The sequence below is a fragment of the Bacillus sp. N3378-2at genome, assembly GCF_033412715.1.
GTDB classification, from domain to species: Bacteria; Bacillota; Bacilli; order Bacillales; family Bacillaceae; genus Bacillus; species Bacillus subtilis.
The window spans coordinates 1,176,851-1,203,471 of sequence record NZ_CP117986.1 but is presented as its reverse complement, the minus strand read 5'-3'; the positions used below and the strand labels follow the sequence as shown (position 1 = coordinate 1,203,471).

Sequence of the window (26,621 nt, the reverse complement as noted above, 5' to 3'; positions counted from 1 at the left end):
CATTTAAATGATTTCGATCTCTTTTACATCGGTAATCGGCTGTTTGTGATGAACCGGGTCTTCAAAGTAAATATGCACGGGGCCGCCTTCTTGAATCGGCTTGCCTGCCTCACTGAAATGGACAATACTGTTCAGAGCGGTTTCCAGAGAAACGGCGGCCTTTCCCGAACTTGTGACAAATACACATTGTGTCGCAGAGCTGTTCGGCTCAGCATTTTTCAGGACAGTCCCAAGTCTCATTGCGAAACTGCCGTTCATCAGTTTTTGCTTCTCATATTGTTTTTCCGTCTTTAATGTAGGCGGGGCAATTCGCCCCTCTCTGATGACGCGTTCCGGATCAAGGTCGGATTCATCCCCGGCTGATTGTAAATATGTGTCTTGACTGTCCCCTTTGCGGTCAAACGAAAATTTGCGATCATCAAAAATCCATACGCTTGGATCAATGGTAATTGGATATGTAACATTGCCTTTTACTTGGATAACGCTCATGATATGACCCCCTTCTCTCAAAATTATAAAAGTTTTCGCATGAATTGTCACTTTGTGTACAAATTATGTGTATTGAAATGCTGAGGGAACGAGGGTGTTTGCATGGTATGCCGGCATAATGATGAGCTTGAAGCCTTAGTGAAAAAGGCGAAAAAAGTAACGGACAAGGGGGAGGTAGCCAGCTATATTCCCGCCTTGGCAAAAGCTGATAAACACGACCTGTCAGTGGCGATTTATTATTCCAATAATGTTTGTCTGTCAGCAGGTGACGTAGAAAAAACATTTACGCTTCAAAGTATATCGAAAGTCCTTTCCCTTGCTTTGGTGTTAATGGAATACGGCAAAGATAAGGTCTTTAGTTATGTTGGACAGGAGCCGACCGGAGATCCGTTTAATTCAATTATCAAGCTCGAAACAGTGAATCCAAGCAAGCCGTTAAATCCTATGATTAATGCCGGGGCATTGGTAGTGACAAGTCTGATAAGAGGAAGAACGGTGAAAGAGAGACTTGATTATTTGCTTTCTTTTATCAGAAGGCTGACAAACAACCAAGAGATTACATACTGCCGGGAAGTGGCTGAATCTGAATACAGCACTTCAATGATTAATCGGGCAATGTGCTATTATATGAAGCAGTACGGCATTTTTGAAGATGATGTAGAAGCAGTAATGGATTTATACACGAAGCAATGCGCGATTGAGATGAACAGCTTGGATTTAGCGAAAATCGGATCTGTATTTGCATTGAACGGCAGACATCCAGAGACTGGGGAGCAAGTCATCTCAAAAGATGTCGCTAGAATTTGCAAAACATTTATGGTGACGTGCGGAATGTACAATGCAAGCGGGGAATTCGCAATTAAGGTCGGAATTCCTGCGAAAAGCGGCGTATCCGGCGGGATTATGGGCATTTCGCCTTACGATTTCGGGATCGGCATATTCGGCCCCGCATTAGACGAAAAAGGGAACAGCATTGCAGGTGTAAAGCTTTTGGAAATAATGTCTGAGATGTACAGGCTGAGTATTTTTTAATTTATGTCATATGCATAAATCCTCTTGCATTTTCTGTTGATACCCTTTATGATAAATAGAAGAATTAGGTACTCGCCTGGGGAACGGAGGGATACTTTTGGCTTCAGAGATGATAGTTGACCATCGGCAAAAAGCTTTTGAACTCTTAAAAGTGGACGCTGAGAAGATTTTGAAGCTGATCCGAGTACAAATGGATAACTTAACGATGCCTCAATGTCCTCTATATGAAGAGGTTTTAGATACTCAAATGTTCGGGCTTTCGAGGGAAATCGATTTTGCTGTCCGCCTGGGATTGGTTGATGAAAAAGACGGTAAAGACCTTTTATACACATTGGAACGCGAATTGTCTGCTTTACATGACGCGTTTACAGCTAAATAAATGATAAAACTCAAACTTATTAACAGTTTGGGTTTTTTTATAACCGCTATTTTTCTCTCATCTCATAAAAGACGGTCTTTTTTTACACATTCCTTCCGAATCGTATAGAGATTCTTCGTCTCGTTTGATAAATTGTAGTAAAATAAAAAAGATAAATACATAAAAACCATAGATAATGGAAGTTAGATGCAGGGAAGAGGATGTTATGTTAAAAAAAATGCTAAAATCTTATGATTACTCACTGATATTCGCAATCGTTTTATTATGCGGATTCGGTTTAGTGATGGTATACAGCTCAAGCATGATTACAGCTGTCTCCCGGTATGGAGTAAGCAGTAATTTTTTCTTCATGCGGCAGCTGTTTGCTTTAATTGCGGGTGGCGCTCTATTTATTCTCATGGCGTTGTTTCCTTATAAAGCACTGGCCCATCAAAAGTTTCAGAAGGGGATACTGCTTGTATCTGTTCTCGCGCTTATCTCACTGTTTGTTTTCGGGCATGTTGCCGGAAACGCGCAGAGCTGGTTTAAAATCGGCGGAATGAGTATTCAGCCGGGGGAGTTTGTGAAACTGGTCGTGATTTTATACCTTGCAGCCGTATATGCAAAAAAACAAAGTTATATCGACCATCTGTTAACGGGAGTAGCCCCTCCGGTAGTCATGACGCTTATAATTTGCGGGTTAATTGCCATGCAGCCAGATTTCGGTACAGCCATGATTATAGGGTTAATTGCGACGTGCATGATCTTGTGCTCCGGCTTCAGCGGAAAGACGCTGGTGAGGCTGCTTTTGCTCGGCGGAATTGTTTTCATTTTAGTCAGCCCGATCCTCTATTTAAATCAGGATCAAATTTTAACTAAAGGCCGTTTGGCGCGTTTTGAGAGTCTTGAAGACCCATTTAAGTATGCAAATTCATCAGGTTTGCAAGTGGTCAATTCTTATTATGCGATCAGCTCAGGCGGCATTTTCGGCCTGGGGCTCGGTGAAAGTATCCAAAAATACGGATATCTGCCTGAATCACACACTGACTTTATTATGGCTGTCATTGCTGAAGAGCTCGGCATTTTTGGGGTATTGTTTGTGATTTTCTTATTGGGTTTTGTCGTCATAAAAGGTTTTTATATTGCCAGAAAATGCGAGGACCCGTTTGGAAGTCTTCTGGCGATCGGCATTTCAAGCATGATTGCCGTCCAGTCGTTTATTAACCTTGGCGGTGTCAGCGGATTAATTCCGATTACAGGGGTTACGCTGCCATTTATCAGTTATGGGGGCTCTTCTTTAGTGCTGCTGCTGGCAAGTATGGGGATATTAGCGAATATCAGCATGTTTGTGAAATATTCAGAGAATAAGAAAAAGAGAGAGCCTTTGGCGCCGAAGGGAATGAAAAAGAAACAGCTCAAAAAAACTGTTTATCTGTAAAAAACAAGTGTGTACAGGGGAAGGATATTCCGCTATGATAGATTATATTCCATTCGGGTAAGGGGGAGAAAAGTTTGTCTCAGCAATCGATACAAAAAGTATTAGTAGCAAACAGGGGAGAAATTGCAATCCGAATATTCCGGGCGTGTACCGAGTTGAATATTCGTACAGTTGCGGTCTATTCAAAAGAAGATTCCGGTTCCTACCATCGGTACAAAGCGGATGAAGCATACTTGGTCGGTGAAGGGAAAAAACCGATTGATGCTTACCTGGATATTGAAGGTATCATTGATATTGCGAAAAGAAACAAAGTCGATGCAATTCATCCGGGATACGGTTTCTTATCTGAAAATATTCATTTTGCGAGACGATGTGAAGAAGAAGGCATCGTATTCATAGGGCCAAAATCCGAGCATCTCGATATGTTTGGTGACAAGGTAAAAGCGCGTGAGCAGGCAGAAAAAGCGGGAATCCCCGTGATTCCGGGAAGCGACGGTCCTGCCGAAACGCTTGAAGCCGTCGAACAATTTGGACAAGCTAACGGTTATCCGATCATCATTAAAGCCTCGCTTGGCGGCGGCGGCCGCGGTATGCGGATTGTCAGATCTGAAAGTGAAGTCAAAGAAGCATATGAGCGTGCTAAATCAGAGGCGAAAGCAGCCTTTGGCAATGATGAAGTTTATGTAGAAAAATTAATTGAGAATCCGAAACATATTGAGGTTCAGGTCATTGGAGACAAGCAGGGAAATGTCGTCCATCTTTTTGAGAGGGATTGTTCCGTTCAAAGACGCCATCAAAAGGTCATTGAAGTGGCGCCGAGTGTCTCGCTGTCACCTGAATTAAGGGATCAAATTTGTGAGGCGGCAGTTGCGCTTGCTAAAAATGTAAACTATATAAATGCGGGGACGGTAGAATTCCTTGTTGCAAACAACGAGTTCTACTTTATTGAAGTAAATCCTCGCGTACAAGTTGAACACACGATAACAGAAATGATTACTGGTGTCGATATTGTTCAAACTCAGATCCTTGTTGCCCAAGGGCACAGCCTTCACAGCAAAAAAGTAAATATTCCTGAGCAAAAGGACATTTTTACAATCGGCTATGCCATTCAGTCACGGGTTACGACTGAGGATCCGCAAAATGATTTCATGCCTGATACAGGAAAAATCATGGCTTACCGCTCAGGCGGCGGTTTTGGTGTCCGTCTTGATACCGGAAACAGCTTCCAGGGCGCCGTGATCACACCATACTATGATTCACTTCTCGTTAAGCTTTCAACTTGGGCTTTAACGTTTGAACAGGCAGCTGCCAAAATGGTGCGAAACCTTCAGGAGTTTAGAATCAGAGGCATAAAAACGAACATTCCGTTCCTTGAGAACGTTGCAAAACATGAGAAGTTCCTGACAGGGCAATATGATACCTCTTTCATTGATACAACGCCTGAATTATTTAATTTCCCTAAACAAAAAGACCGCGGAACAAAAATGCTCACTTACATCGGCAATGTGACAGTAAACGGCTTCCCCGGAATCGGGAAAAAAGAAAAACCGGCGTTTGACAAACCGTTAAGCGTAAAGGTAGACGTTGATCAGCAACCTGCCAAAGGAACAAAGCAAATTCTCGATGAAAAAGGCGCAGAAGGGCTTGCAAATTGGGTTAAGGAGCAGAAATCTGTCCTTTTAACTGATACGACATTCAGAGATGCCCACCAATCGTTATTGGCAACTAGAATCAGATCGCATGATTTGAAAAAAATCGCAAATCCGACGGCTGCGTTATGGCCTGAACTATTCAGTATGGAAATGTGGGGAGGCGCGACCTTCGATGTAGCCTACCGATTCCTGAAAGAAGATCCGTGGAAGCGTTTGGAAGATCTTCGCAAAGAAGTGCCGAATACCTTATTCCAGATGCTGCTTCGCTCATCAAATGCGGTCGGCTATACGAATTATCCGGACAATGTGATTAAAGAATTTGTGAAGCAATCAGCTCAATCCGGTATTGATGTGTTTCGTATTTTCGACAGCTTAAACTGGGTAAAAGGGATGACGTTAGCCATTGATGCTGTTAGGGATACCGGCAAAGTGGCAGAAGCTGCGATTTGTTATACGGGAGATATCCTTGACAAGAACCGGACGAAGTACGACCTTGCATATTATACATCGATGGCGAAGGAGCTTGAGGCGGCCGGAGCCCATATTCTCGGGATTAAAGATATGGCAGGACTGTTAAAACCGCAGGCTGCATATGAACTCGTTTCTGCGTTGAAAGAAACGATCGACATTCCGGTTCACCTTCATACGCATGATACGAGCGGAAACGGTATTTATATGTATGCGAAAGCTGTTGAAGCCGGCGTTGATATCATAGACGTGGCGGTCAGCTCAATGGCGGGATTAACGTCACAGCCTAGCGCGAGCGGATTTTATCATGCGATGGAAGGCAACGACCGCCGTCCGGAAATGAATGTCCAAGGCGTTGAATTGCTGTCCCAATATTGGGAGTCGGTGCGTAAATATTATAGTGAATTTGAAAGCGGAATGAAGTCTCCGCATACTGAAATTTATGAACACGAAATGCCAGGGGGCCAATACAGCAACCTGCAGCAGCAGGCCAAGGGAGTAGGCCTTGGCGACCGATGGAACGAAGTCAAGGAAATGTACAGACGCGTGAACGATATGTTCGGTGACATCGTCAAGGTAACGCCTTCCTCAAAAGTTGTCGGAGATATGGCACTTTACATGGTGCAAAACAATCTGACTGAAAAAGACGTTTACGAAAAAGGCGAATCTTTAGATTTCCCTGATTCTGTCGTGGAGCTTTTCAAAGGAAATATCGGCCAGCCTCATGGCGGATTCCCGGAAAAACTGCAAAAGCTAATCTTAAAAGGGCAGGAGCCGATTACAGTCAGACCGGGCGAACTGCTTGAGCCGGTGTCATTTGAAGCGATCAAACAGGAATTTAAAGAGCAGCATAACTTGGAAATTTCAGATCAGGATGCTGTGGCATATGCCCTTTATCCTAAAGTCTTCACTGATTATGTGAAAACGACAGAAAGCTATGGAGACATCTCGGTATTAGATACACCGACATTCTTCTACGGCATGACATTAGGTGAAGAGTTAGAAGTTGAAATTGAGCGCGGCAAAACGCTGATCGTTAAGCTGATTTCAATCGGTGAGCCTCAGCCTGATGCCACCCGCGTCGTTTATTTCGAACTCAACGGGCAGCCGCGTGAAGTAGTCATTAAAGATGAAAGCATTAAGTCTTCCGTTCAGGAAAGGCTGAAAGCAGACCGGACAAATCCAAGCCACATCGCAGCTTCCATGCCTGGAACAGTTATTAAGGTATTGGCTGAAGCAGGCACAAAAGTCAATAAAGGTGATCATTTGATGATTAATGAAGCGATGAAAATGGAAACAACGGTTCAGGCGCCTTTCTCAGGAACAATCAAGCAGGTTCATGTGAAAAATGGCGAGCCGATCCAAACGGGAGATCTGCTTCTCGAAATTGAAAAAGCATAAAAAAAACAAGAGTGTATATCAATGATATACACTCTTGTTTTTTTATAGAAAATGTGGAGTGAAACAGATGGTTAGAAGAGATATAAGGGGACTTCAGAGATTATAGAGTACTGTCACAAGCCCAAAATAAAAAGAGGTATACCACCAATTTTTTAGATGCTTTGTAGTAGTCCATGCATATTTCTTTAAGCACTATCTGATTTTCCAATGGCCAAAAGGCTTTAATACTTATGTTCGCGGACTATAGATGCATATGAAATTTCTATAATCACGATGAGAAAGGGGACAGACCGAAGTGAGCCGCTCACTGATCATCAAGTTCAGCGAAGGCTGGCCATTGAAACAATAAAGCACCAAAACAAGACATGAAAAAGACCAAAGCCGTCTAAGGCTTTGGTCTTGAGTCCTTATGATTGCCTGGATTCATAACGGAAACGAGCAATCAATAATAAGAAGTAGCATAGAACGCCAAACAGACAGGCAATAAAGAACGAGTGGGCAAGTGCAAAACCCAGAGCGAGTTCAGTGTATACGATCATAATACCGGACAGTGCCTGTAATGTAATAAAAATAAGACATGAGATCCAACCCCAAAAGATTTGTTTTTGATCTTTATAGGAAGTAATAGCATGAACAGCGGCAACAATAATCCATACAAATAACAGTAAGGCTGCTGCTCTGTGGCCCATTTGCACCCATTCATGGAATTGGGTCGGAAGCCCATTGTTCAGCGGGCTGCACAGCGGCACATCAGGACATGCCAGACTTGATTCAGTGTGTCTTACATATGCGCCTGTATACACAACGATATAGGAATATATCAAAATTCCTATCATGTGAAATTGCATCTTTTTGCCGATTTGAAGCGGCTTAACCAGTGTTCTGACTGATTTATCAGCTTCAAATATGAGCAATGTTAAAATAAGCACTGAAGCAAAAGAAATTAATGAGATGCCGAAGTGAAGCGCCATAATCAGCGCGTTCGAACCGAATACGACAGCCAATGCGCCAAGCAATGCCTGAAGAAATAAAAAGATAATTGACATGATCGCGAGAAACGTTGTTTCACGAAAAATCGGCGTGATTTTTCTCCATGACCAAAACGCAAGGCTTAGCACAAGGATAATAGAGATTCCGCTTGCGAATCGGTGGCTCCATTCAATAATTGAAGCCGGATTCAGTTCAGGGAAAAAACGGCCGTGACACAGCGGCCACTGTCTGCCGCATCCTTGGCCGGAACCTGTTTTTGTAACGAGGGCACCCCCGATTAAAACAATTAGCATGACAAATGTCGTCAGAACACCGAGAGCTTTTAATGCTTTATTCATACAATATTCACCTTCTTAACATACTGCTGCAATTTTATATACGTTCCAAGTGTAAGCGAATATGTGTTTTGTGGCAATTCCCAGAGCCTTTTGTTCACAAAAATATAATAGAATGACGGCTTCTGGAAAATGTACACTTGATTATTCATGCCGGGTCTGATAGAAATAAGGTAAACGCAATGCCGATTTGGAGATTGCCTTCATCTTTGGTAAAATTCATAAAAAGTTCACAAATAAATTCCTGTTTGTCGTTTAATATTTAATAGGATGTTTTTTTACAAGATGTTATCTTGTATGATAGAGTTGCAGGTTATTTTATTCTCCTGCGTTAGGTTTGTAAGGGAGGTTTACGTTATGGCTAACTCCAGAATCTTAAATGATACAGCTATAGACGGACAAATTGAAGAAACAACGGCATGGAAAGATTTTCTGTCCCTTATTAAAATAGGGATCGTCAATTCTAACCTCATCACGACTTTCACTGGAATGTGGCTTGCACTGCATATATCCGGTTTAAGTTTTTTAGGCAATATAAACACCGTTCTTCTTACGTTAATCGGGTCTTCACTGATTATTGCGGGCTCCTGCGCGATCAATAACTGGTATGACCGGGACATTGACCATCTTATGGAGCGTACGAAAGTAAGACCGACGGTTACGGGTAAAATTCAGCCGAGTCAGGCGTTATGGTCTGGAATTTTGCTGGTTGCTTTAGGATTGATCATGCTGCTGATGACAACTGTCATGGCTGCTGTTATCGGTTTTATCGGAGTCTTTACGTATGTTGTATTGTACACAATGTGGACGAAACGCCGCTATACGATTAACACAGTAGTAGGAAGCGTTTCCGGTGCAGTGCCGCCGCTTATTGGATGGACGGCAGTGGAAGGGAATATCGGTGTCGTAGCATGGGTGTTATTCATGATTTTATTTATTTGGCAGATTCCTCACTTCTTAGCATTGGCTATTAAGAAAACAGAGGATTACAGAGCTGCAAATATTCCGATGCTTCCTGTCGTATACGGATTTGAAGTGACAAAAAGACAAATTATTGTGTGGGTTGCGTGCCTGATGCCGCTTCCGTTTTTCCTTGGTAGCCTGGGTCTTCCGATTGTGATTCTCGGCTTGCTGTTAAATATCGGCTGGCTGATTCTTGGCTTAATGGGATTCCGCTCCAAGAATATCATGAAGTGGGCAACACAAATGTTCGTTTACTCGCTTAACTACATGACAATCTATTTCGTTGCCATGGTTGTCTTGACGCTTTTCTAAAAAATAGATATGATGCTTGTTTTATCGCTTCAAAATAAACGATGACAACTAGTAAATGCCGCCTTGACCTCTTGTTTAATCAGGCGGCTTTACTTTTATACATAGATGGCATTTTGAGTAAAAAAACTCATAATTTAAGAGAAGAGGAAATATAAGTGCTTTATTGGTGATAGGTTGGATGGCGATAGATTTCGATCCGCTTTCCGCCTTTGTATTGACCAGAAAAGGGGTTGGGTGAAATGGTAAAGCATTGGCGTCTTATTTTATTATTAGCCTTAGTGCCGCTTCTATTAAGCGGATGTGGAAAACCTTTTTTATCCACGCTCAAGCCTGCTGGCGAGGTGGCTGATAAACAGTTTGACCTGACAGTGCTCAGCACATTGATTATGGTGGTTGTTGTTGCAGTAGTATCTGTTATCTTCTTTTATGTGATTGTGAGATTCAGAAGATCACGGGTCGGTGAGAACACGATACCGAAACAGGTAGAGGGGAATAAATTTTTAGAAATCACATGGACCGTGATCCCGATTTTGCTGCTCATTATTCTTGTGATTCCTGTTGTATTATATACGCTAGAGCTAGCGGACACATCACCAATGGATAAAAAAGGCCGCAAAGCTGAGGATGCTCTTGTAGTCAATGTTAGGGCAAATTTATACTGGTGGGAGTTTGAGTACCCTGATTACGACATTATCACAAGCCAGGAGCTGATTGTACCGACAGATCAGCGTGTATATTTTAATTTAAAAGCCTCTGATGTAAAACATTCCTTCTGGATTCCTTCAGTTGGAGGAAAACTTGATACGAATACGGATAATGAAAATAAGTTCTTCCTGACATTTGATTCAAAACGAAGCAAAGAGGCAGGAGATATGTTTTTTGGGAAGTGTGCAGAGCTTTGCGGCCCTTCACATGCGCTGATGGATTTTAAGGTGAAGACGATGTCTGCAAAAGAATTTCAGGGCTGGACAAAAGAAATGAAAAACTATAAATCTACAGCAGAGAGCGATTTGGCTAAGCAGGGTGAAGAACTGTTTAAAGAGAAAAACTGCCTGAGCTGCCATGCGGTAGAGCCGAATGATAAGCGTGCAGAAGCCGCTAGAACGGCACCTAACTTGGCGACCTTCGGTGAAAGGACAAAAGTGGCAGGGGTGAAAGAGGCCAACAAAGAAAATGTGAAGGCTTGGCTAAAGGACCCTGACAGCATAAAGCCGGGGAACAAAATGACAGGCACATATCCAAAGCTCTCAGACAGCGAAACAGATGCGCTTTATGAATACTTAAAAGGCTTAAAAGCGGAAAGCAAGTAGGGAAGAAAGGGAGATATTGGGGGAGGTCACATATGTTGAATGCGCTTACAGAAAAGCGGACGCGCGGATCTATGCTTTGGGATTATTTGACGACGGTGGACCATAAAAAAATCGCGATTCTTTATTTAGTGGCAGGGGGATTCTTCTTTCTTGTCGGGGGAATTGAAGCGATGTTTATCAGAATTCAGCTTGCAAAGCCGGAAAATGCGTTTCTCAGTGCTCAAGCATATAATGAAGTAATGACTATGCACGGAACGACGATGATCTTTCTGGCTGCGATGCCGCTCTTATTTGCCTTGATGAATGCGGTTGTGCCTTTGCAGATCGGGGCTCGGGACGTTTCGTTTCCATTTTTAAACGCGCTTGGTTTTTGGCTCTTCTTTTTCGGGGGCATTTTCTTAAATCTAAGCTGGTTTTTGGGCGGAGCGCCAGATGCGGGCTGGACGTCATATGCCTCACTTTCGCTTCATTCTAAAGGGCACGGCATAGACTTTTTCGTCCTCGGACTCCAAATATCGGGGCTCGGGACGCTGATAGCCGGGATTAACTTTTTGGCCACGATTATCAACATGAGGGCTCCGGGCATGACGTATATGAGGCTGCCTTTGTTTACATGGACGACATTTGTGGCCTCGGCATTGATTTTGTTCGCGTTTCCGCCGCTTACGGTTGGATTGGCACTGATGATGCTGGATCGGCTGTTCGGCACCAATTTCTTTAATCCGGAGCTTGGCGGGAATACGGTCATTTGGGAGCATTTATTTTGGATCTTTGGCCATCCGGAGGTTTATATCTTAATTTTGCCTGCATTCGGTATTTTTTCAGAGGTCATCCCTGTGTTTGCCAGAAAGCGTTTGTTTGGGTACTCATCAATGGTTTTTGCCATCGTGCTCATCGGCTTTTTGGGCTTTATGGTTTGGGTGCATCACATGTTTACGACAGGTCTCGGCCCAATTGCAAATGCGATTTTTGCGGTTGCAACAATGGCTATCGCGATTCCGACCGGGATTAAGATTTTTAACTGGCTGTTGACGATTTGGGGAGGAAATGTGAAGTATACAACCGCTATGCTGTATGCTGTCTCATTTATTCCATCCTTTGTGCTCGGCGGTGTGACGGGAGTCATGCTGGCAGCTGCTGCGGCTGATTATCAGTTTCATGATACGTATTTTGTGGTTGCACACTTCCACTACGTCATTATTGGCGGTGTTGTATTCGGCCTTTTAGCCGGTGTTCATTTCTGGTGGCCGAAAATGTTCGGTAAAATTCTGCATGAAACGATGGGGAAAATTTCATTTGTATTGTTTTTTATCGGCTTTCACCTCACGTTTTTCATTCAGCATTTTGTCGGCTTAATGGGGATGCCGCGCCGGGTTTATACGTTTTTGCCAGGACAGGGTCTGGAAACCGGCAACTTGATCAGTACAATTGGGGCGTTTTTTATGGCGGCAGCTGTTATTCTTCTGCTGGTCAATGTCATATGGACATCGGTAAAAGGTGAATATGTAGGTGCTGATCCATGGCATGACGGACGTACGCTGGAATGGACCGTTTCTTCACCGCCGCCGGAGTATAACTTTAAACAGCTTCCTTTTGTCAGAGGACTTGATCCGCTTTGGATCGAGAAGCAGGCAGGACACAAATCAATGACGCCGGCGGAACCGGTTGATGATATTCATATGCCAAACGGCTCAATCCTGCCGCTCATCATTTCCTTCGGCCTTTTTGTCGCAGCGTTCGGGCTGCTGTACAGAAGTGATTACGCTTGGGGCCTGCCAGTGATCTTTATCGGGCTCGGCATCACATTTATTACGATGCTGCTTCGTTCAGTAATTGATGATCACGGCTATCATATTCATAAAGAGGAACTGCCGAACGATGATAAAGGGGTGAAGGCATAATGCAAGTTCAAGAAAAATTCACCGCAGAAACCTTTCCAGCTTCTCCCGAAAAAGTAACCCTGGAAGGGAAAAATAAATTTTTAGGCTTTTGGCTTTTTCTTGGCGGAGAGACTGTTCTGTTTGCGTCTCTCTTCGCCACGTTTCTTGCGCTTCGGAATTCAAATGCCGGTGATCCGCCTACGACGGAAATGTTCGATGTGACACTTGTATTCATTGCCACAATGCTTCTATTAACGAGCAGTTTAACGAGTGTGTACGCGATGTACCACATGAAGAACTTTTCCTTCGGCAAGATGCAGCTTTGGCTGGGAATTACGATTTTATTGGGGGCCGGCTTTTTAGGACTGGAAATCTATGAGTTCAAGCATTACACCCATGAATTTGGCTTTACCATCACAAGCTCTGCCCTTGGTTCTGCGTTTTACACGCTTGTCGGTACACACGGCGCCCACGTGGCATTTGGGCTTATGTGGATCAGCACGCTTATGATCCGCAATGCTAAGAGAGGGCTGAATCTGTATACGGCGCCTAAGTTTTACGTTGCCAGCCTTTATTGGCACTTTATTGATGTCGTGTGGGTCTTCATCTTTACCGTTGTATATTTAATGGGGATGGTGGGATAAACATGGTCGATAAAAAAAGCAGAGGGCATATCAATAGCGACCTTGAATTTAAGAAAAAAAAGCATACCCGAGAGATGAAATATCAAGTCCTGTCTTTTGGTTTAATGATCGGTCTTACGATTGTTGCATTTCTGACTGTGGCCACGGACGGTGTCGGCAGCTGGTTTACGATTCCTTTCATTATTTTGCTAGCTGCAATTCAAGTCATCTTTCAGCTGTATTATTTCATGCATATGAATCAGAAAGGGCATGAGGCGCCGGCACTGTTTTTGTATTCAGGGGTGTTTGTCGCGTTTATCACTGTGCTTGCGTTTGTGACAATTATATGGTGGTAATTTGAAACAGCCGCCGGAGGTGAAGAAATGAATCAGTTGGAGATATTCGGGTTTCGCGCGATGTGGAGCCCTTATCTTTTTTGTATCCTGTTAGGCATTACGGCGCTTTATCTCTATTTTTACAGGCGAATGTCTTCAAAGCCGAATCGAATAACTGGTAAAGAGATGGTGTGCTTTCTGTCGGCGATGCTGTTTTTATATGCAGCCGAGGGAAGCCCGGTTGACCTGCTCGGACATATTATGTTCAGCGCACATATGGTGCAGATGGCCGTCCTGTATTTGGTTGTCCCTCCACTGTTAATCGCGGGAATTCCTGCATGGCTCTGGGAAAAAATTATTTTCAGGCCTTCAATCAAACCGGTTTTTTCCTTTTTTACAACGCCTTTAATTGCTTTGCTTTTGTTTAACGGCATTTTTTCTTTATATCATGTACCGCTTATATTTGATACTGTCAAAACCGATTCGTTTTACCATACATTCATCACTTGGCTTATCTTTGTGCTTGCATTCTTCATGTGGTGGCCGCTTGTTCATAAGGTGGGGCGTCTACGGCAGCTCAGCGGCTTGATGAAGCTGGGGTATATTATGGCGGACGGTATGCTGCTCACACCTGCTTGCGCCTTAATCATGTTCAGCGGTGCGCCGTTATACGCCACCTATACAGATCCGTCTGCATGGGCCGAGGCAATGCGCCTTTGCGTGCCAGCGGATATGATGGGGCAGGTCCCATTAACAGGACCGGAGATGTTGAATACACTGCCTTTGTTAGAGGATCAGCAGCTCGGGGCCGTCATGATGAAAATCATTCAGGAAATTGTGTACGGTACTTTTTTGGCGATTATTTTTTTCCAATGGGTGAAGAAAGAAAGGGAAAAGGACGGGCAGGAAGAGCCGCCGTATATTCAGCAGACGATATCATAAAAGGTACAGCGGAATATGCTGTACCTTTTCGTTACATTTGAACTGTTTTTAACATGTCGGATATGTCCTGAATCAGTGCTTTGCTTTTTGTCACAACCTGTACGGGAAACTCTTCCGTTTCTCCATACTCTACTCCGTGCGGGTAATAATGCTTGCCTAGGAGAGGGGACATTAATTGAATCACCGCGCGTCCGCTTCCGACATCACCCTCTGCCGCAATTCCTTGTATCCGCAGGTAAAACGTGCCCTCAATCGTCGAAAACTTCTTGTCATAGGTGACTCTCTCGTAATCCCATTGACCCGCTCTGATGAGACCTTTGCTTTCCATTAAGTCGTCTAGCCAGCTGAGCTCAGCCTTAACCCCTTCAAGTCCGCTTTCAGTAAACTTCAACACTGACCCCTCCTTATAAAAATTACCTTTCCTGACAATCATAGTATGAAAGCGTTAAACTTTCAATGAATCTTCTTCTTTTGAAAGTATGCAAAAATTAAATTTTGACAACAATAGCACTAGACTAAAGGAGGTTAAACGGATGACAAAAATAAAAGATCTGATGACAGCCGACTTGCAATATTGCACGGTATTAGATAATGTATATGAAGCTGCAGTAAAGATGAAGGACGCAAATGTAGGAGCGATACCGGTAGTTGATGAGGACGGGGAAACATTGGTCGGCATCGTAACCGACCGCGATCTCGTATTAAGAGGAATCGCCATCAAAAAACCGAACTCGCAAAAAATCACTGACGCGATGACCGAAAAACCTGTCAGTGTGGAGGAAGATGCTTCAGTCGATGAGGTTCTTCATTTGATGGCATCGCATCAGCTCAGAAGGATACCAGTTACAAAAAATAAAAAACTGACTGGAATTGTCACGCTTGGTGATCTTTCTTTATCTGAGCAAACGAATGAACGTGCCGGCAGCGCCTTATCGGATATTTCCGAAGGTGATAATAGAGAAGAAGGTTTTTTTCATTAACACATAAATCTTTGACATGTTAAATAGGCTGTATTGTAATGGGATGTAAGCAAAAGATTGTGAATCGCCACGGGGGTGATAGATTGAAAAATATATTGAGAGCAATGGTTATCCTTTTGATTATCTGCGGAACCTATGTTCTGTTTATTCAATATGGATCTGTTCCTGAAAAGAAATCAAATGACAGCGAGCCTCAGGTGTCGAATGAGGAAGCGCAAAGCGGCAAACGAATACATATGCCGACTTCAGGGTTATTGTCCTTCATGGGCAAGCCCGCCGATGAAGTAACGAAAAAGCTTGGGGAACCTGAACGTATTGACCCTTCGGCTTATGATTACGATTGGTGGGTATACAATCAAGGTAAGGATCAATATATCCAAATCGGGGTATTAAACAATAAAGTGGTCACATTATTCGCGTCGGGTAATGATATTAACGCCAAGCCTTTCAAAATTGGAGAATCAACTGGCGAAGTATTCAAGACCACCCAGGTGGCACCATTTGTGAATGTAGAGTATAAAGGAAATTCCTATCGGTTTGAATTTTCTGAAGAGGATATCAATACAAGACCGACTGTAAAGGTAGGAAAGATGTATGTCCAGCTGTATATGGACAAATTTGAGGGGAAGCTATCCAGCATCAGGGCGTTTGATGCGCAGACCTTTGTAAAGCAAAGACCTTATGAGGTAGTGTACCGCGGGGAATTAATTAAACCGAAAGCCGTTTCAGATGAGAAATGGAAAAAGATCCAAACAACGAGCGAAAAGCAAATCCTTGATTTGACGAATGTCATACGCGTTAAACACGGACTTGCGAAGCTTGAGTGGGATCAGCCAACGGCGGAAGTGGCATTTGGACATAGTGAGGATATGAAGGAAAATAATTATTTCTCCCATGTCTCTAAAAAATACGGCTCGCTGAAAGACCGCTTAGAAGAAGGGCATGTTGACTTTCAGCAAGCGGGAGAAAATATCGCATACAATTATGTGGACGGTCCGGCTGCTGTAGAAGGCTGGCTGAATAGCGAAGGCCATCGAAAAGCGCTTCTGAATTCAGATTATACGCATCTTGGTGTCGGAGTAGACCGGAAATATTACACCCAAAATTTTATTAAGCGATGGTAATGAAAGCCGCGGACGAATGGTTCCCGGCTTTTTCTATTTCCATACAAGCTGGTCTGAATGAATGTGCTGATAGCTTACAGATAAGGCCGTTTCCCATCCCTTCAGTCAGGCTTTTTCACCAGTGTATAGGGATATCGCTAAAAATTCATTTGGGAATGAATATAGGCGAACACAATGCCCGACAAAACGATACATTGTAGTAGGTAACGATTTTCGGAGGGGGTGAGGATTGTGGCGAATCAACATGCCAATCATTCAATCAATGACTTTAAACAATTCGTCAAAAAGCATCCCAAGCTGATAAAAGAAGTGCGCAAAGAACAAAGAAGCTGGCAGGACGTATATGAAAATTGGGTCCTCTTCGGGGAGAGCGACCCGATTTGGGATCCGTATCGGGAACCGGAAGAAGCTTCTGAAGCTGTGCCTGAAACACCGCAAAAAAATGATTTTGTCTCGAAAATGGTGACAGCGGTGAAAAAGATGGATGTCAATCAAATGAACGAACAAATCAATAAAATGAGCCAGTCGATCTCATCGTTGCAAAGCCTTCTTAATACATTTTCCGGAAGCGGACAGAAGCATTCTCAGCCAGGTTCTGGACAGCATCCTTTTTCTTTTCGAAAGGATTAAAAAAGGGGAGCTCATATGCGCAAAGAGGTTCAGGAATATATTTTAGCAAACGAAGAACGGAAACGATTCATCAGAGAACAGCCGATATGGTACCGCAGACTTTCAAGAAAACCGGATGATCTGTCCTCCTTTCAGCTTGAAATGATGAATTTTTATGAAAAAACCATTCCGCATCGGGTGAACCAGTTTACGAACGGGATTCAAATGGCGCAAATGATGATGCAAATGTTTCAAGCGATGCGGACAAAAGATTAAAAGACCCTGAAAAAGGGTCTTTTTTCATGCGGTCATAAGGTTTTGTTGGCGGCTGCGGTTAAGCATTTTCCAATTGGCTGGTTTCATGGTAAACTAACAACTGGAGGTGCATGTTATGTATGCGACGATGGAATCCGTGCGGCTTCAAAGTGAAGCTCAGCAGCTTGCCGAGATGATTCTGCAGTCGGAGACGGCTGAGAACTACCGCAATTGTTACAAGCGTCTCCAGGAAGATGAAGAGGCAGGTCGGATTATTCGTTCTTTTATCAAAATAAAAGAGCAGTATGAGGATGTACAGCGTTTTGGCAAATATCATCCTGACTATAGAGAAATATCCCGGAAAATGAGGGAGATCAAACGTGAGCTGGACCTGAACGACAAGGTGGCTGACTTCAAGAGAGCTGAAAATGAGCTCCAGTCCATTCTTGATGAGGTCAGCGTTGAGATTGGGACAGCTGTTTCGGAGCATGTGAAAGTTCCGACTGGGAACCCTTATTTTGACGGTTTGTCTTCATGCGGAGGCGGCTGCGGTTCAGGCGGAAGCTGCGGATGTAAAGTGTCCTGACGAGACTGGCCGTCTCGTCTTTTACATATAAGAGAAAACAGGCAGGTGATTGTATTGGAGAATAGGCGCCAGGGCATGGTTGTGTATCTGCACTCCCTAAAGCAGAGCAAAATGCTGAGGAAGTTCGGGAATGTGCACTATGTATCAAAACGATTAAAATATGTCGTACTGTACTGTGATATGGACCAAATTGAAAAAACAATGGACAAGATTGCGTCTTACTCATTTGTGAAAAAAGTGGAGCCTTCTTATAAACCGTTTTTAAAATTGGAATTCGAGTCAAAGCTTGATAAGGCAAAAGAATACGATTATAAAATCGGCATATAGCTATAAAAAAATCCCCGCAGGCATCTGCGGGGTCCTTCTATTCCTTAATATGTTAAGGAGAAGGCAAAGGGAGAGGAGAAACCGGAGGAAGAACTTATGGGGAAACGTAAGTCTTCTCCGCGGTTGGCAACAACATCCTCTAGATGCTGTTGCTTATAGTATGGACAAGGATGATTCTGCTTATACACCTGTTTATCCAGATTAGCGTTCATTGTTTGGAAGAATGCTTTATGTTAAGATAGGATTGATTTTTTTCTATGTACATAGCGGCGTCCGGCCGAATAAAGAAACAAAATAGCTTTTAGAAAAAGTGGTGTGGAACATGAGAGTAATTTCTGGATCAAAAAAAGGCCGTTCACTAAAGGCTGTACCCGGAACATCAACAAGACCGACAACCGATAAAGTGAAGGAATCCATTTTCAATATGATCGGCCCTTATTTTGACGGGGGCATGGGACTTGACTTATTCGCAGGGAGCGGAGGACTTGGAATCGAAGCGCTTTCACGCGGGTTTGAGCATTGTATATTCGTTGACCGTGATTTTAAAGCGATTCAAACGGTAAAATCTAATTTGAAAACGCTGGAGCTTACAAAACATGCACAGGTATACCGCAATGATGCGGAACGAGCTTTGCACGCTGCTGCTAAAAGAGAAACCGGCTTTCGCGGAATTTTTCTCGATCCGCCGTATAAGGAACAAAAGCTGAAAGCACTTTTAACGCTGATTGACGAATATCAAATGCTGGAAGAAGACGGCTTTATCGTCGCTGAGCATGACAGAGAGGTCGAGCTTCCCGAAACCGTAGGAGATCTTGTGATGACAAGAAAAGAAACCTATGGGTTAACAGGTGTGGCGATTTATAAAAAGAGGGGGTAGTGAGGTGGCGAGTATAGCTGTCTGTCCCGGCAGTTTTGATCCGGTGACCTACGGGCATCTGGACATCATCAAACGCGGGGCGCATATTTTTGAACAAGTGTATGTATGTGTGCTGAATAATTCTTCAAAAAAGCCTTTGTTCAGTGTGGAAGAACGGTGTGAGCTTCTGAGAGAAGTGACAAAAGACATTCCGAACATAACAGTTGAAACATCGCAAGGCCTGTTAATTGATTATGCAAAAAGAAAAAATGCGAAAGCGATTTTAAGAGGCTTGAGAGCTGTATCTGATTTTGAATACGAGATGCAGGGGACATCAGTAAACCGTGTGCTTGATGAATCTATTGAGACATTTTTTATGATGACAAACAATCAATATTCGTTTCTAAGTTCAAGCATCGTAAAAGAAGTGGCGAGATACAACGGCTCGGTATCAGAGTTTGTACCGCCGGAAGTAGAGCTGGCGCTTCAGCAAAAATTCAGACAAGGATGAGGGTTTTGACTCATCCTTTTTTTGTTCCGTTTGTCAGTCTGTAAGAAAAAATGATAATGTACGTAAACAGCGCGCATAGTGTGACAGCAGGTCCGATCTGCACAAGCAGATTCCAGCCGTTTATAAAGGCAGTTGGCATGTCACTGCTGTTAAGAGATTTAAATACATACTGATATGGATCATGCCATGCCGTGTAAAGAGGTTTCCATAAAAGCATGACGAAGACAGCGGCATAAACGCCCTGCAGCAAACGTGCGATAAAGAATGGTTTAAATCGAATGTCGGTTTCCGATAAAATACCTGCCACCTGAGCTTGTACGGAAAAGCCGCTAAACCCGAGAATAAAGCTGACGATAATGGCTTTTTGCAGAAGAGAAACATCTGTCTCGCTGACAAGCTTGCTGCCTAATGTAATTTCAAACATCCCTGATAAAAGCGGAATGTCCAATTGAGTCGGAAGCTGAAACAAAGTCAGTGCTCCTTTTGTGAAAACAGACAAAACATCAGTCAGCTGGACCACTGACAACAGTCGATTGAAGACAGAAAATAAAATAATAAAGCCGCCTACCATAAGAAGCGTTTGAACAGAAGACGTCACGGCGTCGCCTAAAATTTTACCCAAGGGCCGTTTTTCTGCAAGTCTGGCGGTATGAAGAGCGTGTAAAGCATCTTTGACTGAAGGGAAAGGTATCGTTTTCTTTCTTCTGAGTTGCTGCTCTTCCTTGCGGCCATAGGAACGCATTGTTAAACCGACGGCAAGATTCCCCAAATAGTGTGCAGAAGCTAATAAAATGCCTAGTGACGCGTTTTGAAAGAAACCGACGGCAACAGCGCCGAAAATAAAGAGCGGGTTTGAAGAATTGGTAAACGACGCGAGCCGTTCTGCCTCTACTCTTGAAATCTGATTTTCCTGCCGCAGACGGGCAGTGAGTTTTGCGCCCGCTGGGTTTCCTGATGCCATTCCCATAGCAAGAACGAAGCCGCCGACACCCGGCACGCGAAAGATCGGCCGCATAAAAGGCTCAAGCAAAACACCGACAAACCGCACAATGCCAAAGCCGATTAAGAGTTCGGACAGAATAAAAAATGGCAGCAATGACGGAAACACAACCTCCCACCACATAGACAGCCCGGTTTTAGAGGCTTCGAATGAAGCCTGTGGATGTGAGATGACAGTCGCTGTTAAAAAAAGAAAAAACGAGGCAATCAAAAGTGTATTAATCTTCGACAAGTTCATTCTTACCTCCCCGATGCTAAAAATGCCCAATGACATGTATATCATGATAAAATAATGTATGATGTAAAACGGCCAAGCAGTACCTGTCCTCTTGATTCTTTGTACTAATATACGAGCATAGGGGTTCAGTTTAGACCATAGAATTCGATATACAGGGAATTCAGGCAGGAGGTTAACGCTTTGGCCAAACCTAAAATCGGGTTAGCGTTAGGATCGGGAGGGGCCAGAGGGCTCGCTCATCTCGGTGTGCTTTCCAGTTTACATAAGCACCAAATTGAAGTGGATATGATTGCAGGAAGCAGCATGGGCGCTTTGGTGGGCAGTTTTTACGCCGCCGGACATGACGTGGCAACGATGAAAAAAGTAGCCAAAGCCTTTAAACGAAGGCTTTATGCTGATTATACGGTTCCGAAACTCGGTTTTTTAAAAGGTGACCGCGTCAGACAGCTTGTGCATGCTTATACATTCGGAAAACCGATTGAAGAGCTCCAAATCCCGCTGGGCATTGTTGCGTGTGATCTACAGACGGGAGAAAAGATTGTGTTCCGAAAAGGATCAGTGTCAGATGCAGTGAGGGCCAGCATCAGCATCCCGGGTATCTTTATTCCGCAGCGGCTGGACGGACGCCTTCTTGTAGACGGCGCGGTCGTCGATCGAATTCCGGTTTCTGTTGTGAAAGACATGGGAGCTGATATTATCATCGCTTCGGATGTTTCCAGGGTTCGAAAAACTGAAACAGCAGTGCATATTTTTGATGTGATTATGCAAAGTATGGATATACTGCAAAATGAATTAGTGCGGCATCAAACAATTGCCGCAGATATCATGATTCGCCCTTCCCTTGAAACTTACAGCTCAAGCTCGTTTGCCAATATTGAAGAAATGATATCGGCAGGCGAAGAGGCGACAAACCGAATGATCAGCAAGATAAGAAAAGAAATAGAGAATTGGGAGGGCTCATAATTTGCTACGTAAAAAACATTTTAGCTGGATGCTCGTCATCCTCATACTGATCGCCGTTTTATCATTTATAAAACTTCCATACTATATTACAAAACCGGGAGAAGCGACAGAGCTTGCTTCATTGATAAAAGTGGAGGGAGGCTACCCGGAAAAAGGAAGCCTGTCCTTAATGACTGTTAAAGTGGGACCGGCTAATCCGTTTACATATGTGTGGGCAAAGATGCACCCTTATTATGAAATTGTTCCTGATGAGAGCATTAAGGAGGAAGGCGAGTCAGATAAGGAGTATATGAAAAGACAGCTCCAAATGATGAAAAGCTCGCAAGAAAATGCGGTTATAGCCGCCTATCAAAAGGCAGGAAAAAAAGTCAGCTATTCCTTTAACGGCATATACGCAAGCTCTGTTGTAGAAAACATGCCGGCAAAAGGGAAAATAGAAGTCGGTGATAAAATCATCAGCGCAGACGGCAAAAACTATCAGTCTGCTGAAAAGCTAATTGATTATATCAGCAGCAAAAAAGCGGGAGATAAAGTCACGTTAAAGATCGAAAGAGAAGAAAAAGAAAAGCGTGTCACCCTTACGTTAAAACAATTTCCTGATGAGCCGGATCGGGCAGGAATCGGAGTTTCGCTTTATACAGACAGAAACGTGAAGGTAGAGCCTGATATTGATTTTGAAATTGAAAATATTGGCGGTCCGTCAGCAGGGTTAATGATGTCCCTTGAAATCTATAATCAGCTGACAAAACCAGACGAAACAAAAGGCTACGATATTGCGGGAACAGGTACCATTGATGTTGATGGGAAAGTAGGCCCGATCGGCGGCATTGATCAAAAAGTCGTCGCCGCAGACAAAGCCGGAAAAGACATTTTCTTCGCGCCAAATCAAAACGGCGCCAGCAATTCCGATTATAAGAACGCAGTAAAAACAGCAAAAGATATTGATTCAAATATGAAGATTGTGCCTGTTGATACCATGCAGGATGCGATTGATTATTTGAATAAGCTGAAAGCGAAAAGCACCTGATTCTCAGGTGCTTTTTCTATACATTTAAAAAGTGTTGTTCATCTTCATCATATCGAATCGGTGCATGTCCGTATTCCTGCAGGTCAAACTCAGTTCTCAGCGGCTCTTCTATCGGCAGGCTGTAAATCCTGCTTGCTTTTACGTCCAGATCGAGAGCTGGATGGGAGAAAGAGGACAGTTTGCTGACAAGCGGAACAGACAGTGCTTTTTTCTTTTCGGATAAATAAGCCTGTCCTTTTTTTGTCATGCCGAGAAGCCTGATATACGGCGCCTTATCGTTGTCAAGCAGCTTTTGCATATCCTGTTTTTTTGTTCTGGTTAAAATGTGTGTATTCATCCGCTGGAGCCTTGTCCACGTATAGCGTTTTGTTTTCAGCAGCTCCATAAATTCCTGATAGGAGCTGGATTTTCTGATCGAACGAAGAATTCTGTGCTCTAAACCTTCCTCCACCTCGTATACTTGCTGTAATTCCTGTGCCGTTACAGTTGAAAGGCTGTATTTTAAGTAAGAAAAGTAGCTCTCAGGTGTATGCCACAATCCGAAAGATTTGCGGTAAGCTGCTAATTCACGTGCAGATGCAGCAGGGAGAAAACGAAGGCAGGCTTCGAGATTCTGGCCAGTCATCGCTTTTCTGATGCTTGTGGCGCTTGCAATGTGGTTTTCGCCTTCAGGGAGATCGGCATCATGATAGTCCGAAGAGATGCGTGCCGTGGTATAAGGTTTCATAGGGTATCCCCCGGTTAGAACCGAAGTCACATACTGGTACCCCAAAATGTTATTTGGTTTTGACAAGTCAAGTGCACTTTCGGTATGCAAAATGGAGCTGAAGGCGCTAGCCGCCGCTGCTGGGTAACTCGTCCCCGTTTTAAGTTCTTCTTTAATTCGGTCATCAAATGTATGTTTATGCTCACCAATAAGCTGTGCTGTTTCTAAAAACGGCTTGATATCCCCATTTTCACTCCCGAAAAACAGCGCCTTACATTCAAGTTCGTTCAGGATGGAAACACTGCCGCGTGCAAAAATGTCTGCTTTTTGCACGGCATAAAGATAAGGCAGCTCAATAACAAGATCAACTCCGCTTTGCAGCGCCATTTTTGTTCGGGCCCATTTTGACACAACAGCCGGTTCCCCACGCTGTAAAAAATGCCCGCTCATGACCGCGACAGCCGTGTCACATCCGGTTTGCCGCTTTGCTGTTTGGGCATGATAAAGGTGACCGTTATGAAAGGGATTATATTCAACCACCAATCCGACAGCTTTCATATTTTTTCCGCCTTTCTTGCTATGTTTAAAAACGTATGGTACATTTGCAAATGAAAACTCTTACGCCTTATTTTTGTTTTAAGTGTATGCATAGCATATTCCGCTGTCAACGATACTTCAATGGCAGCATTATGCTGTAAAGAAAAAATATTGACAAAAACAATCTTAAAAGCTATAATCATGTTTGTTGCTTTCCTGAGGTGATACAAATGAAATGGACGATTTATCAGCTGCATCAAATGCCAAAACAAAGTTTTGAGTTTGATGAAACAGTTGAGTTAAATGAGCTGACAAAGCTGAATTCTGACATTCGCCGCATTTCTCCCGTCCGGGTGAAGGGCAGAGCGGATATCAAATCCAAACAGGTTTCGTTTGATTTTACAATTTCAGGCGAAATGATTTTGCCATGCTCAAGAACACTCGTTGATGTCCCGTATCCATTTGAAATTTCAACAAAAGAACTGTTTATATTTCATCACACGGATGATATAGAAGATGATGACGTTCATATTGTTGAGGACGATACTATCGACTTAACTCCGATCGTGAAAGAAGAAATTCTTTTAGAAATCCCTATGCAAATCTTTTGTGAATCTGAACAAGAAAAAGGAGCTGCTCCTCAAGAAGGAAAGGATTGGCAAGTCATTTCGGAAGAAGACAAGAAGAATCAAGTTGATCCGAGACTTGCAGCCCTTGAAAAGCTCTTAAAACAAGATGATGAATCTTAACTCTTTAAGGAGGTGGGAATAATGGCTGTACCTTTTAGAAGAACTTCTAAAATGAAGAAAAGATTGCGCCGTACACATTTCAAACTTAATGTACCTGGTATGACAGAATGTCCGTCATGCGGAGAGATGAAGTTGTCTCACCGTGTATGCAAAGCATGCGGATCATACAACGGCAAAGACATAAATGTAAAAAGTAACTAATAAGAAAAGCGCGGGGTGAAAGCCCTGCGCTTTTTCTTTTTCTCTTCCTGTCAGCTTGCGGAAAATTTGTGAGTTCAAATAGTCTATCTAATCTATTACCGGCATATGTATGAGATAAATAAGCTGACATGGAGGGAGATTGAATTTGACCATTACAAGACAAGATGCTTGGACTCAGGATGAGGATTTGCTGCTGGCAGAAGTGGTGCTTCGTCATATTCGAGAGGGAGGAACACAGCTTTCAGCCTTTGAGGAGGTTGGGAGGGCGCTGACCAGAACCGCGGCAGCCTGTGGTTTCAGGTGGAACTCGTATGTGAGAAAACAATACCAGTCAGGTATAGAGCTTGCAAAAAAGCAAAGGAAAGAACTGAGAAAGCAAATCGGCGTTCATTCGGTCAATATGCCGAATTCCATGAAGCAGACTGCCTCAGCATCGTCAGAAGGAAAACGAGATTTGTCCATTCAGGATGTCATTCAATTTCTCGAACAATTCAAAGAAGCACCGTCTGCACAAGAATTTCAGCTTGAAAGGGAAAAATTGAAGGAGCAAATCCAATCGCTGCAAAAAGAGCTTGAGGATTTGCGGAGTGAAAATCAGACATTGCGGAATCAGCTAGAGATGACAGAAGAGGATTACAAGGCACTGATCGATATCATGGATCGGGCCAGAAAAATGGTTGTTTCGAAGGAAGACGGAAGAATGAAAAAAACGGCTCAAGAAACGTAAAGAAACGCCTGAAATGAACCGGCCCTATAGTAAGAATAGGCCGGTTGTTTTTATTTCTATGCAGACTCTCCCGGTGTCATTTCGTGATCCATATCAGGATGCCAGATGAGCGGGTTTTCCCCTTTGTCCCGCGCCATATCATACTTAACAGTTTTAAAGTTCATTTTGTTCCAAAATTCCGCTGATTTCATTCTCGGATTTGTCCGGATCGGCATTTTGAATGATTTTGCAAATTCAACCAAGGCTCTCCCGTATCCCCTGTTCTGGTAGCCCGGAAGAACCTCAAGCTTCCACAGCTCCAAATAATCCTGGCGGTTGTCAAAATAGGGATTCGATTTGCCGTTAACTTGATACAGGCTCATTCGTGCTACAAGTTTATCGCCAAAATAAATCCCGTAAAAAGGCGAGGTGCTGTCATTTTCAATAATATTATCCTGAAGTTCTTCAAGCATTGAAAGCTCCTGAATGCCGTATTCTTTGAATTTCTTGAATTCTTCCAGCGTTTTATAGTTGATAAGCAGACGTTCTACCTTTGTCAAACAAATCTCCCCCTTTGTTGTTTCTACATATATTGTAAACGCTTTATTTAAAAAATCCAAATATTTAAACTTTAATTTTAAGCACATGGGATCTTTGAGAAGTAATTTCTTCTTACTTCTGCTATGATAATACGTAAATGCTAAATTGGGTGTGACATC

At 43.3% G+C, this 26,621-nt stretch carries 30 protein-coding genes; 23 read left to right on the top strand and 7 right to left on the bottom strand.

Annotated elements, in window-relative coordinates:
• Positions 1–3: 3 nt before the first annotated feature.
• Positions 4–489, bottom strand: coding sequence for a hypothetical protein (locus PUN35_RS06615; protein ID WP_003245279.1), 486 nt, complete (start codon positions 487–489; stop codon positions 4–6).
• A gap of 102 nt (positions 490–591) precedes the next feature.
• Between PUN35_RS06615 and glsA the strand changes: the two genes are divergently transcribed.
• The 4 genes from glsA to pyc all read left to right on the top strand — a co-directional run bounded on the left by glsA (position 592) and on the right by pyc (position 6,838).
• Complete coding sequence (glsA, locus tag PUN35_RS06610) at positions 592–1,521, top strand: glutaminase A (RefSeq protein WP_003232263.1); 930 nt, start codon at positions 592–594, stop codon at positions 1,519–1,521.
• Positions 1,522–1,618: 97 nt separating this feature from the next.
• The gene (locus PUN35_RS06605) at positions 1,619–1,900 is read left to right on the top strand and encodes an Fpa/YlaN family protein (protein ID WP_003245286.1); all 282 of its coding nucleotides are present in this window, start codon (positions 1,619–1,621) and stop codon (positions 1,898–1,900) included.
• 205 nt (positions 1,901–2,105) lie between these two features.
• Positions 2,106–3,317: a cell division protein FtsW gene (gene ftsW, locus PUN35_RS06600; RefSeq protein WP_033881638.1), complete on the top strand. Its 1,212-nt coding sequence runs from the start codon at positions 2,106–2,108 to the stop codon at positions 3,315–3,317.
• Between the two features lie 74 nt (positions 3,318–3,391).
• The gene (pyc, locus tag PUN35_RS06595) at positions 3,392–6,838 is read left to right on the top strand and encodes a pyruvate carboxylase (protein WP_014479707.1); all 3,447 of its coding nucleotides are present in this window, start codon (positions 3,392–3,394) and stop codon (positions 6,836–6,838) included.
• Positions 6,839–7,245: 407 nt separating this feature from the next.
• Here pyc and ctaA read toward each other — a convergent pair whose 3' ends face one another.
• On the bottom strand, positions 7,246–8,166 hold the full coding sequence (gene ctaA / locus PUN35_RS06590) for a heme A synthase CtaA (RefSeq protein ID WP_014476717.1): 921 nt from the start codon (positions 8,164–8,166) through the stop codon (positions 7,246–7,248).
• Between the two features lie 354 nt (positions 8,167–8,520).
• On the opposite strand from ctaA, the gene cyoE reads away from it, so the two are divergent.
• The 6 genes from cyoE to ctaG all read left to right on the top strand — a co-directional run bounded on the left by cyoE (position 8,521) and on the right by ctaG (position 14,528).
• Entirely contained in the window at positions 8,521–9,438 is a 918-nt protein-coding gene (gene cyoE / locus PUN35_RS06585) for a heme o synthase (RefSeq protein WP_003232250.1), read from the top strand.
• A 239-nt stretch (positions 9,439–9,677) separates the two neighbouring features.
• Positions 9,678–10,748, top strand: coding sequence for a cytochrome c oxidase subunit II (gene coxB / locus PUN35_RS06580; RefSeq protein ID WP_014479709.1), 1,071 nt, complete (start codon positions 9,678–9,680; stop codon positions 10,746–10,748).
• Between the two features lie 32 nt (positions 10,749–10,780).
• The gene (gene ctaD, locus PUN35_RS06575) at positions 10,781–12,649 is read left to right on the top strand and encodes a cytochrome c oxidase subunit I (protein ID WP_003232245.1); all 1,869 of its coding nucleotides are present in this window, start codon (positions 10,781–10,783) and stop codon (positions 12,647–12,649) included.
• A complete protein-coding gene (gene ctaE, locus PUN35_RS06570) occupies positions 12,649–13,272 on the top strand; it encodes a cytochrome c oxidase subunit III (protein ID WP_003232244.1) in 624 nt (207 codons plus the stop codon). Before ctaD ends, ctaE begins: the two co-directional genes overlap by 1 nt.
• A gap of 2 nt (positions 13,273–13,274) precedes the next feature.
• Entirely contained in the window at positions 13,275–13,607 is a 333-nt protein-coding gene (ctaF, locus tag PUN35_RS06565) for a cytochrome c oxidase subunit IVB (protein WP_014479710.1), read from the top strand.
• Between the two features lie 27 nt (positions 13,608–13,634).
• Positions 13,635–14,528: a cytochrome c oxidase assembly factor CtaG gene (gene ctaG / locus PUN35_RS06560; RefSeq protein WP_014479711.1), complete on the top strand. Its 894-nt coding sequence runs from the start codon at positions 13,635–13,637 to the stop codon at positions 14,526–14,528.
• Positions 14,529–14,559: 31 nt separating this feature from the next.
• Here ctaG and PUN35_RS06555 read toward each other — a convergent pair whose 3' ends face one another.
• On the bottom strand, positions 14,560–14,922 hold the full coding sequence (locus tag PUN35_RS06555; protein WP_014479712.1) for a YugN family protein: 363 nt from the start codon (positions 14,920–14,922) through the stop codon (positions 14,560–14,562).
• A 139-nt stretch (positions 14,923–15,061) separates the two neighbouring features.
• Here PUN35_RS06555 and PUN35_RS06550 point away from each other — a divergent pair, with 139 nt between their 5' ends.
• The 8 genes from PUN35_RS06550 (at position 15,062) to coaD (ending at position 19,776) form a co-directional block, all read left to right on the top strand.
• Positions 15,062–15,508: a CBS domain-containing protein gene (locus PUN35_RS06550; RefSeq protein ID WP_003221362.1), complete on the top strand. Its 447-nt coding sequence runs from the start codon at positions 15,062–15,064 to the stop codon at positions 15,506–15,508.
• A gap of 83 nt (positions 15,509–15,591) precedes the next feature.
• Entirely contained in the window at positions 15,592–16,632 is a 1,041-nt protein-coding gene (locus PUN35_RS06545; RefSeq protein ID WP_014479713.1) for a CAP domain-containing protein, read from the top strand.
• A gap of 231 nt (positions 16,633–16,863) precedes the next feature.
• Positions 16,864–17,262, top strand: a complete 399-nt coding sequence (locus PUN35_RS06540) for a YlbD family protein (RefSeq protein WP_003232233.1) — start codon at positions 16,864–16,866, stop codon at positions 17,260–17,262.
• 15 nt (positions 17,263–17,277) lie between these two features.
• Positions 17,278–17,517: a YlbE-like family protein gene (locus tag PUN35_RS06535; protein WP_003232231.1), complete on the top strand. Its 240-nt coding sequence runs from the start codon at positions 17,278–17,280 to the stop codon at positions 17,515–17,517.
• 115 nt (positions 17,518–17,632) lie between these two features.
• Positions 17,633–18,082, top strand: a complete 450-nt coding sequence (gene ricF, locus PUN35_RS06530) for a regulatory iron-sulfur-containing complex subunit RicF (RefSeq protein ID WP_003221370.1) — start codon at positions 17,633–17,635, stop codon at positions 18,080–18,082.
• Between the two features lie 54 nt (positions 18,083–18,136).
• Complete coding sequence (locus PUN35_RS06525) at positions 18,137–18,409, top strand: YlbG family protein (protein ID WP_009967171.1); 273 nt, start codon at positions 18,137–18,139, stop codon at positions 18,407–18,409.
• Positions 18,410–18,731: 322 nt separating this feature from the next.
• The gene (rsmD, locus tag PUN35_RS06520; protein ID WP_033881642.1) at positions 18,732–19,286 is read left to right on the top strand and encodes a 16S rRNA (guanine(966)-N(2))-methyltransferase RsmD; all 555 of its coding nucleotides are present in this window, start codon (positions 18,732–18,734) and stop codon (positions 19,284–19,286) included.
• Between the two features lie 4 nt (positions 19,287–19,290).
• Positions 19,291–19,776, top strand: coding sequence for a pantetheine-phosphate adenylyltransferase (gene coaD, locus PUN35_RS06515; RefSeq protein WP_003245283.1), 486 nt, complete (start codon positions 19,291–19,293; stop codon positions 19,774–19,776).
• Between the two features lie 10 nt (positions 19,777–19,786).
• On the opposite strand, the gene spoVV is transcribed toward coaD, so the two are convergent.
• Positions 19,787–21,013 carry a dipicolinic acid transporter SpoVV gene (gene spoVV / locus PUN35_RS06510; RefSeq protein WP_014479716.1) on the bottom strand — a complete coding sequence of 409 codons (1,227 nt, stop codon included), beginning with the start codon at positions 21,011–21,013 and terminating at the stop codon, positions 19,787–19,789.
• A 180-nt stretch (positions 21,014–21,193) separates the two neighbouring features.
• On the opposite strand from spoVV, the gene PUN35_RS06505 reads away from it, so the two are divergent.
• On the top strand, positions 21,194–21,976 hold the full coding sequence (locus PUN35_RS06505) for a patatin family protein (RefSeq protein ID WP_003232221.1): 783 nt from the start codon (positions 21,194–21,196) through the stop codon (positions 21,974–21,976).
• Between the two features lies 1 nt (position 21,977).
• The gene (ddcP, locus tag PUN35_RS06500) at positions 21,978–23,003 is read left to right on the top strand and encodes a protease DdcP (protein ID WP_003245451.1); all 1,026 of its coding nucleotides are present in this window, start codon (positions 21,978–21,980) and stop codon (positions 23,001–23,003) included.
• A 16-nt stretch (positions 23,004–23,019) separates the two neighbouring features.
• On the opposite strand, the gene PUN35_RS06495 is transcribed toward ddcP, so the two are convergent.
• A complete protein-coding gene (locus PUN35_RS06495) occupies positions 23,020–24,267 on the bottom strand; it encodes a nucleotidyltransferase (protein ID WP_014479717.1) in 1,248 nt (415 codons plus the stop codon).
• Positions 24,264–24,449, bottom strand: coding sequence for a hypothetical protein (locus tag PUN35_RS06490; protein ID WP_003232215.1), 186 nt, complete (start codon positions 24,447–24,449; stop codon positions 24,264–24,266). The genes PUN35_RS06495 and PUN35_RS06490 overlap by 4 nt, the downstream gene beginning before the upstream one ends.
• Before the next feature lie 27 nt (positions 24,450–24,476).
• On the opposite strand from PUN35_RS06490, the gene PUN35_RS06485 reads away from it, so the two are divergent.
• From PUN35_RS06485 to gerR, 3 genes are all read left to right on the top strand, one after another.
• Positions 24,477–24,995: a YceD family protein gene (locus PUN35_RS06485; RefSeq protein ID WP_014479718.1), complete on the top strand. Its 519-nt coding sequence runs from the start codon at positions 24,477–24,479 to the stop codon at positions 24,993–24,995.
• 21 nt (positions 24,996–25,016) lie between these two features.
• Complete coding sequence (rpmF, locus tag PUN35_RS06480; RefSeq protein ID WP_003154457.1) at positions 25,017–25,196, top strand: 50S ribosomal protein L32; 180 nt, start codon at positions 25,017–25,019, stop codon at positions 25,194–25,196.
• Positions 25,197–25,341: 145 nt separating this feature from the next.
• Positions 25,342–25,923 (top strand): sporulation-specific transcriptional regulator GerR, encoded by a 582-nt coding sequence (gene gerR / locus PUN35_RS06475; protein ID WP_014479720.1) that lies wholly within the window; start codon positions 25,342–25,344, stop codon positions 25,921–25,923.
• Between the two features lie 56 nt (positions 25,924–25,979).
• On the opposite strand, the gene PUN35_RS06470 is transcribed toward gerR, so the two are convergent.
• Positions 25,980–26,462 (bottom strand): N-acetyltransferase, encoded by a 483-nt coding sequence (locus tag PUN35_RS06470; protein ID WP_014476736.1) that lies wholly within the window; start codon positions 26,460–26,462, stop codon positions 25,980–25,982.
• Between the last annotated feature and the right edge of the window lie 159 nt (positions 26,463–26,621).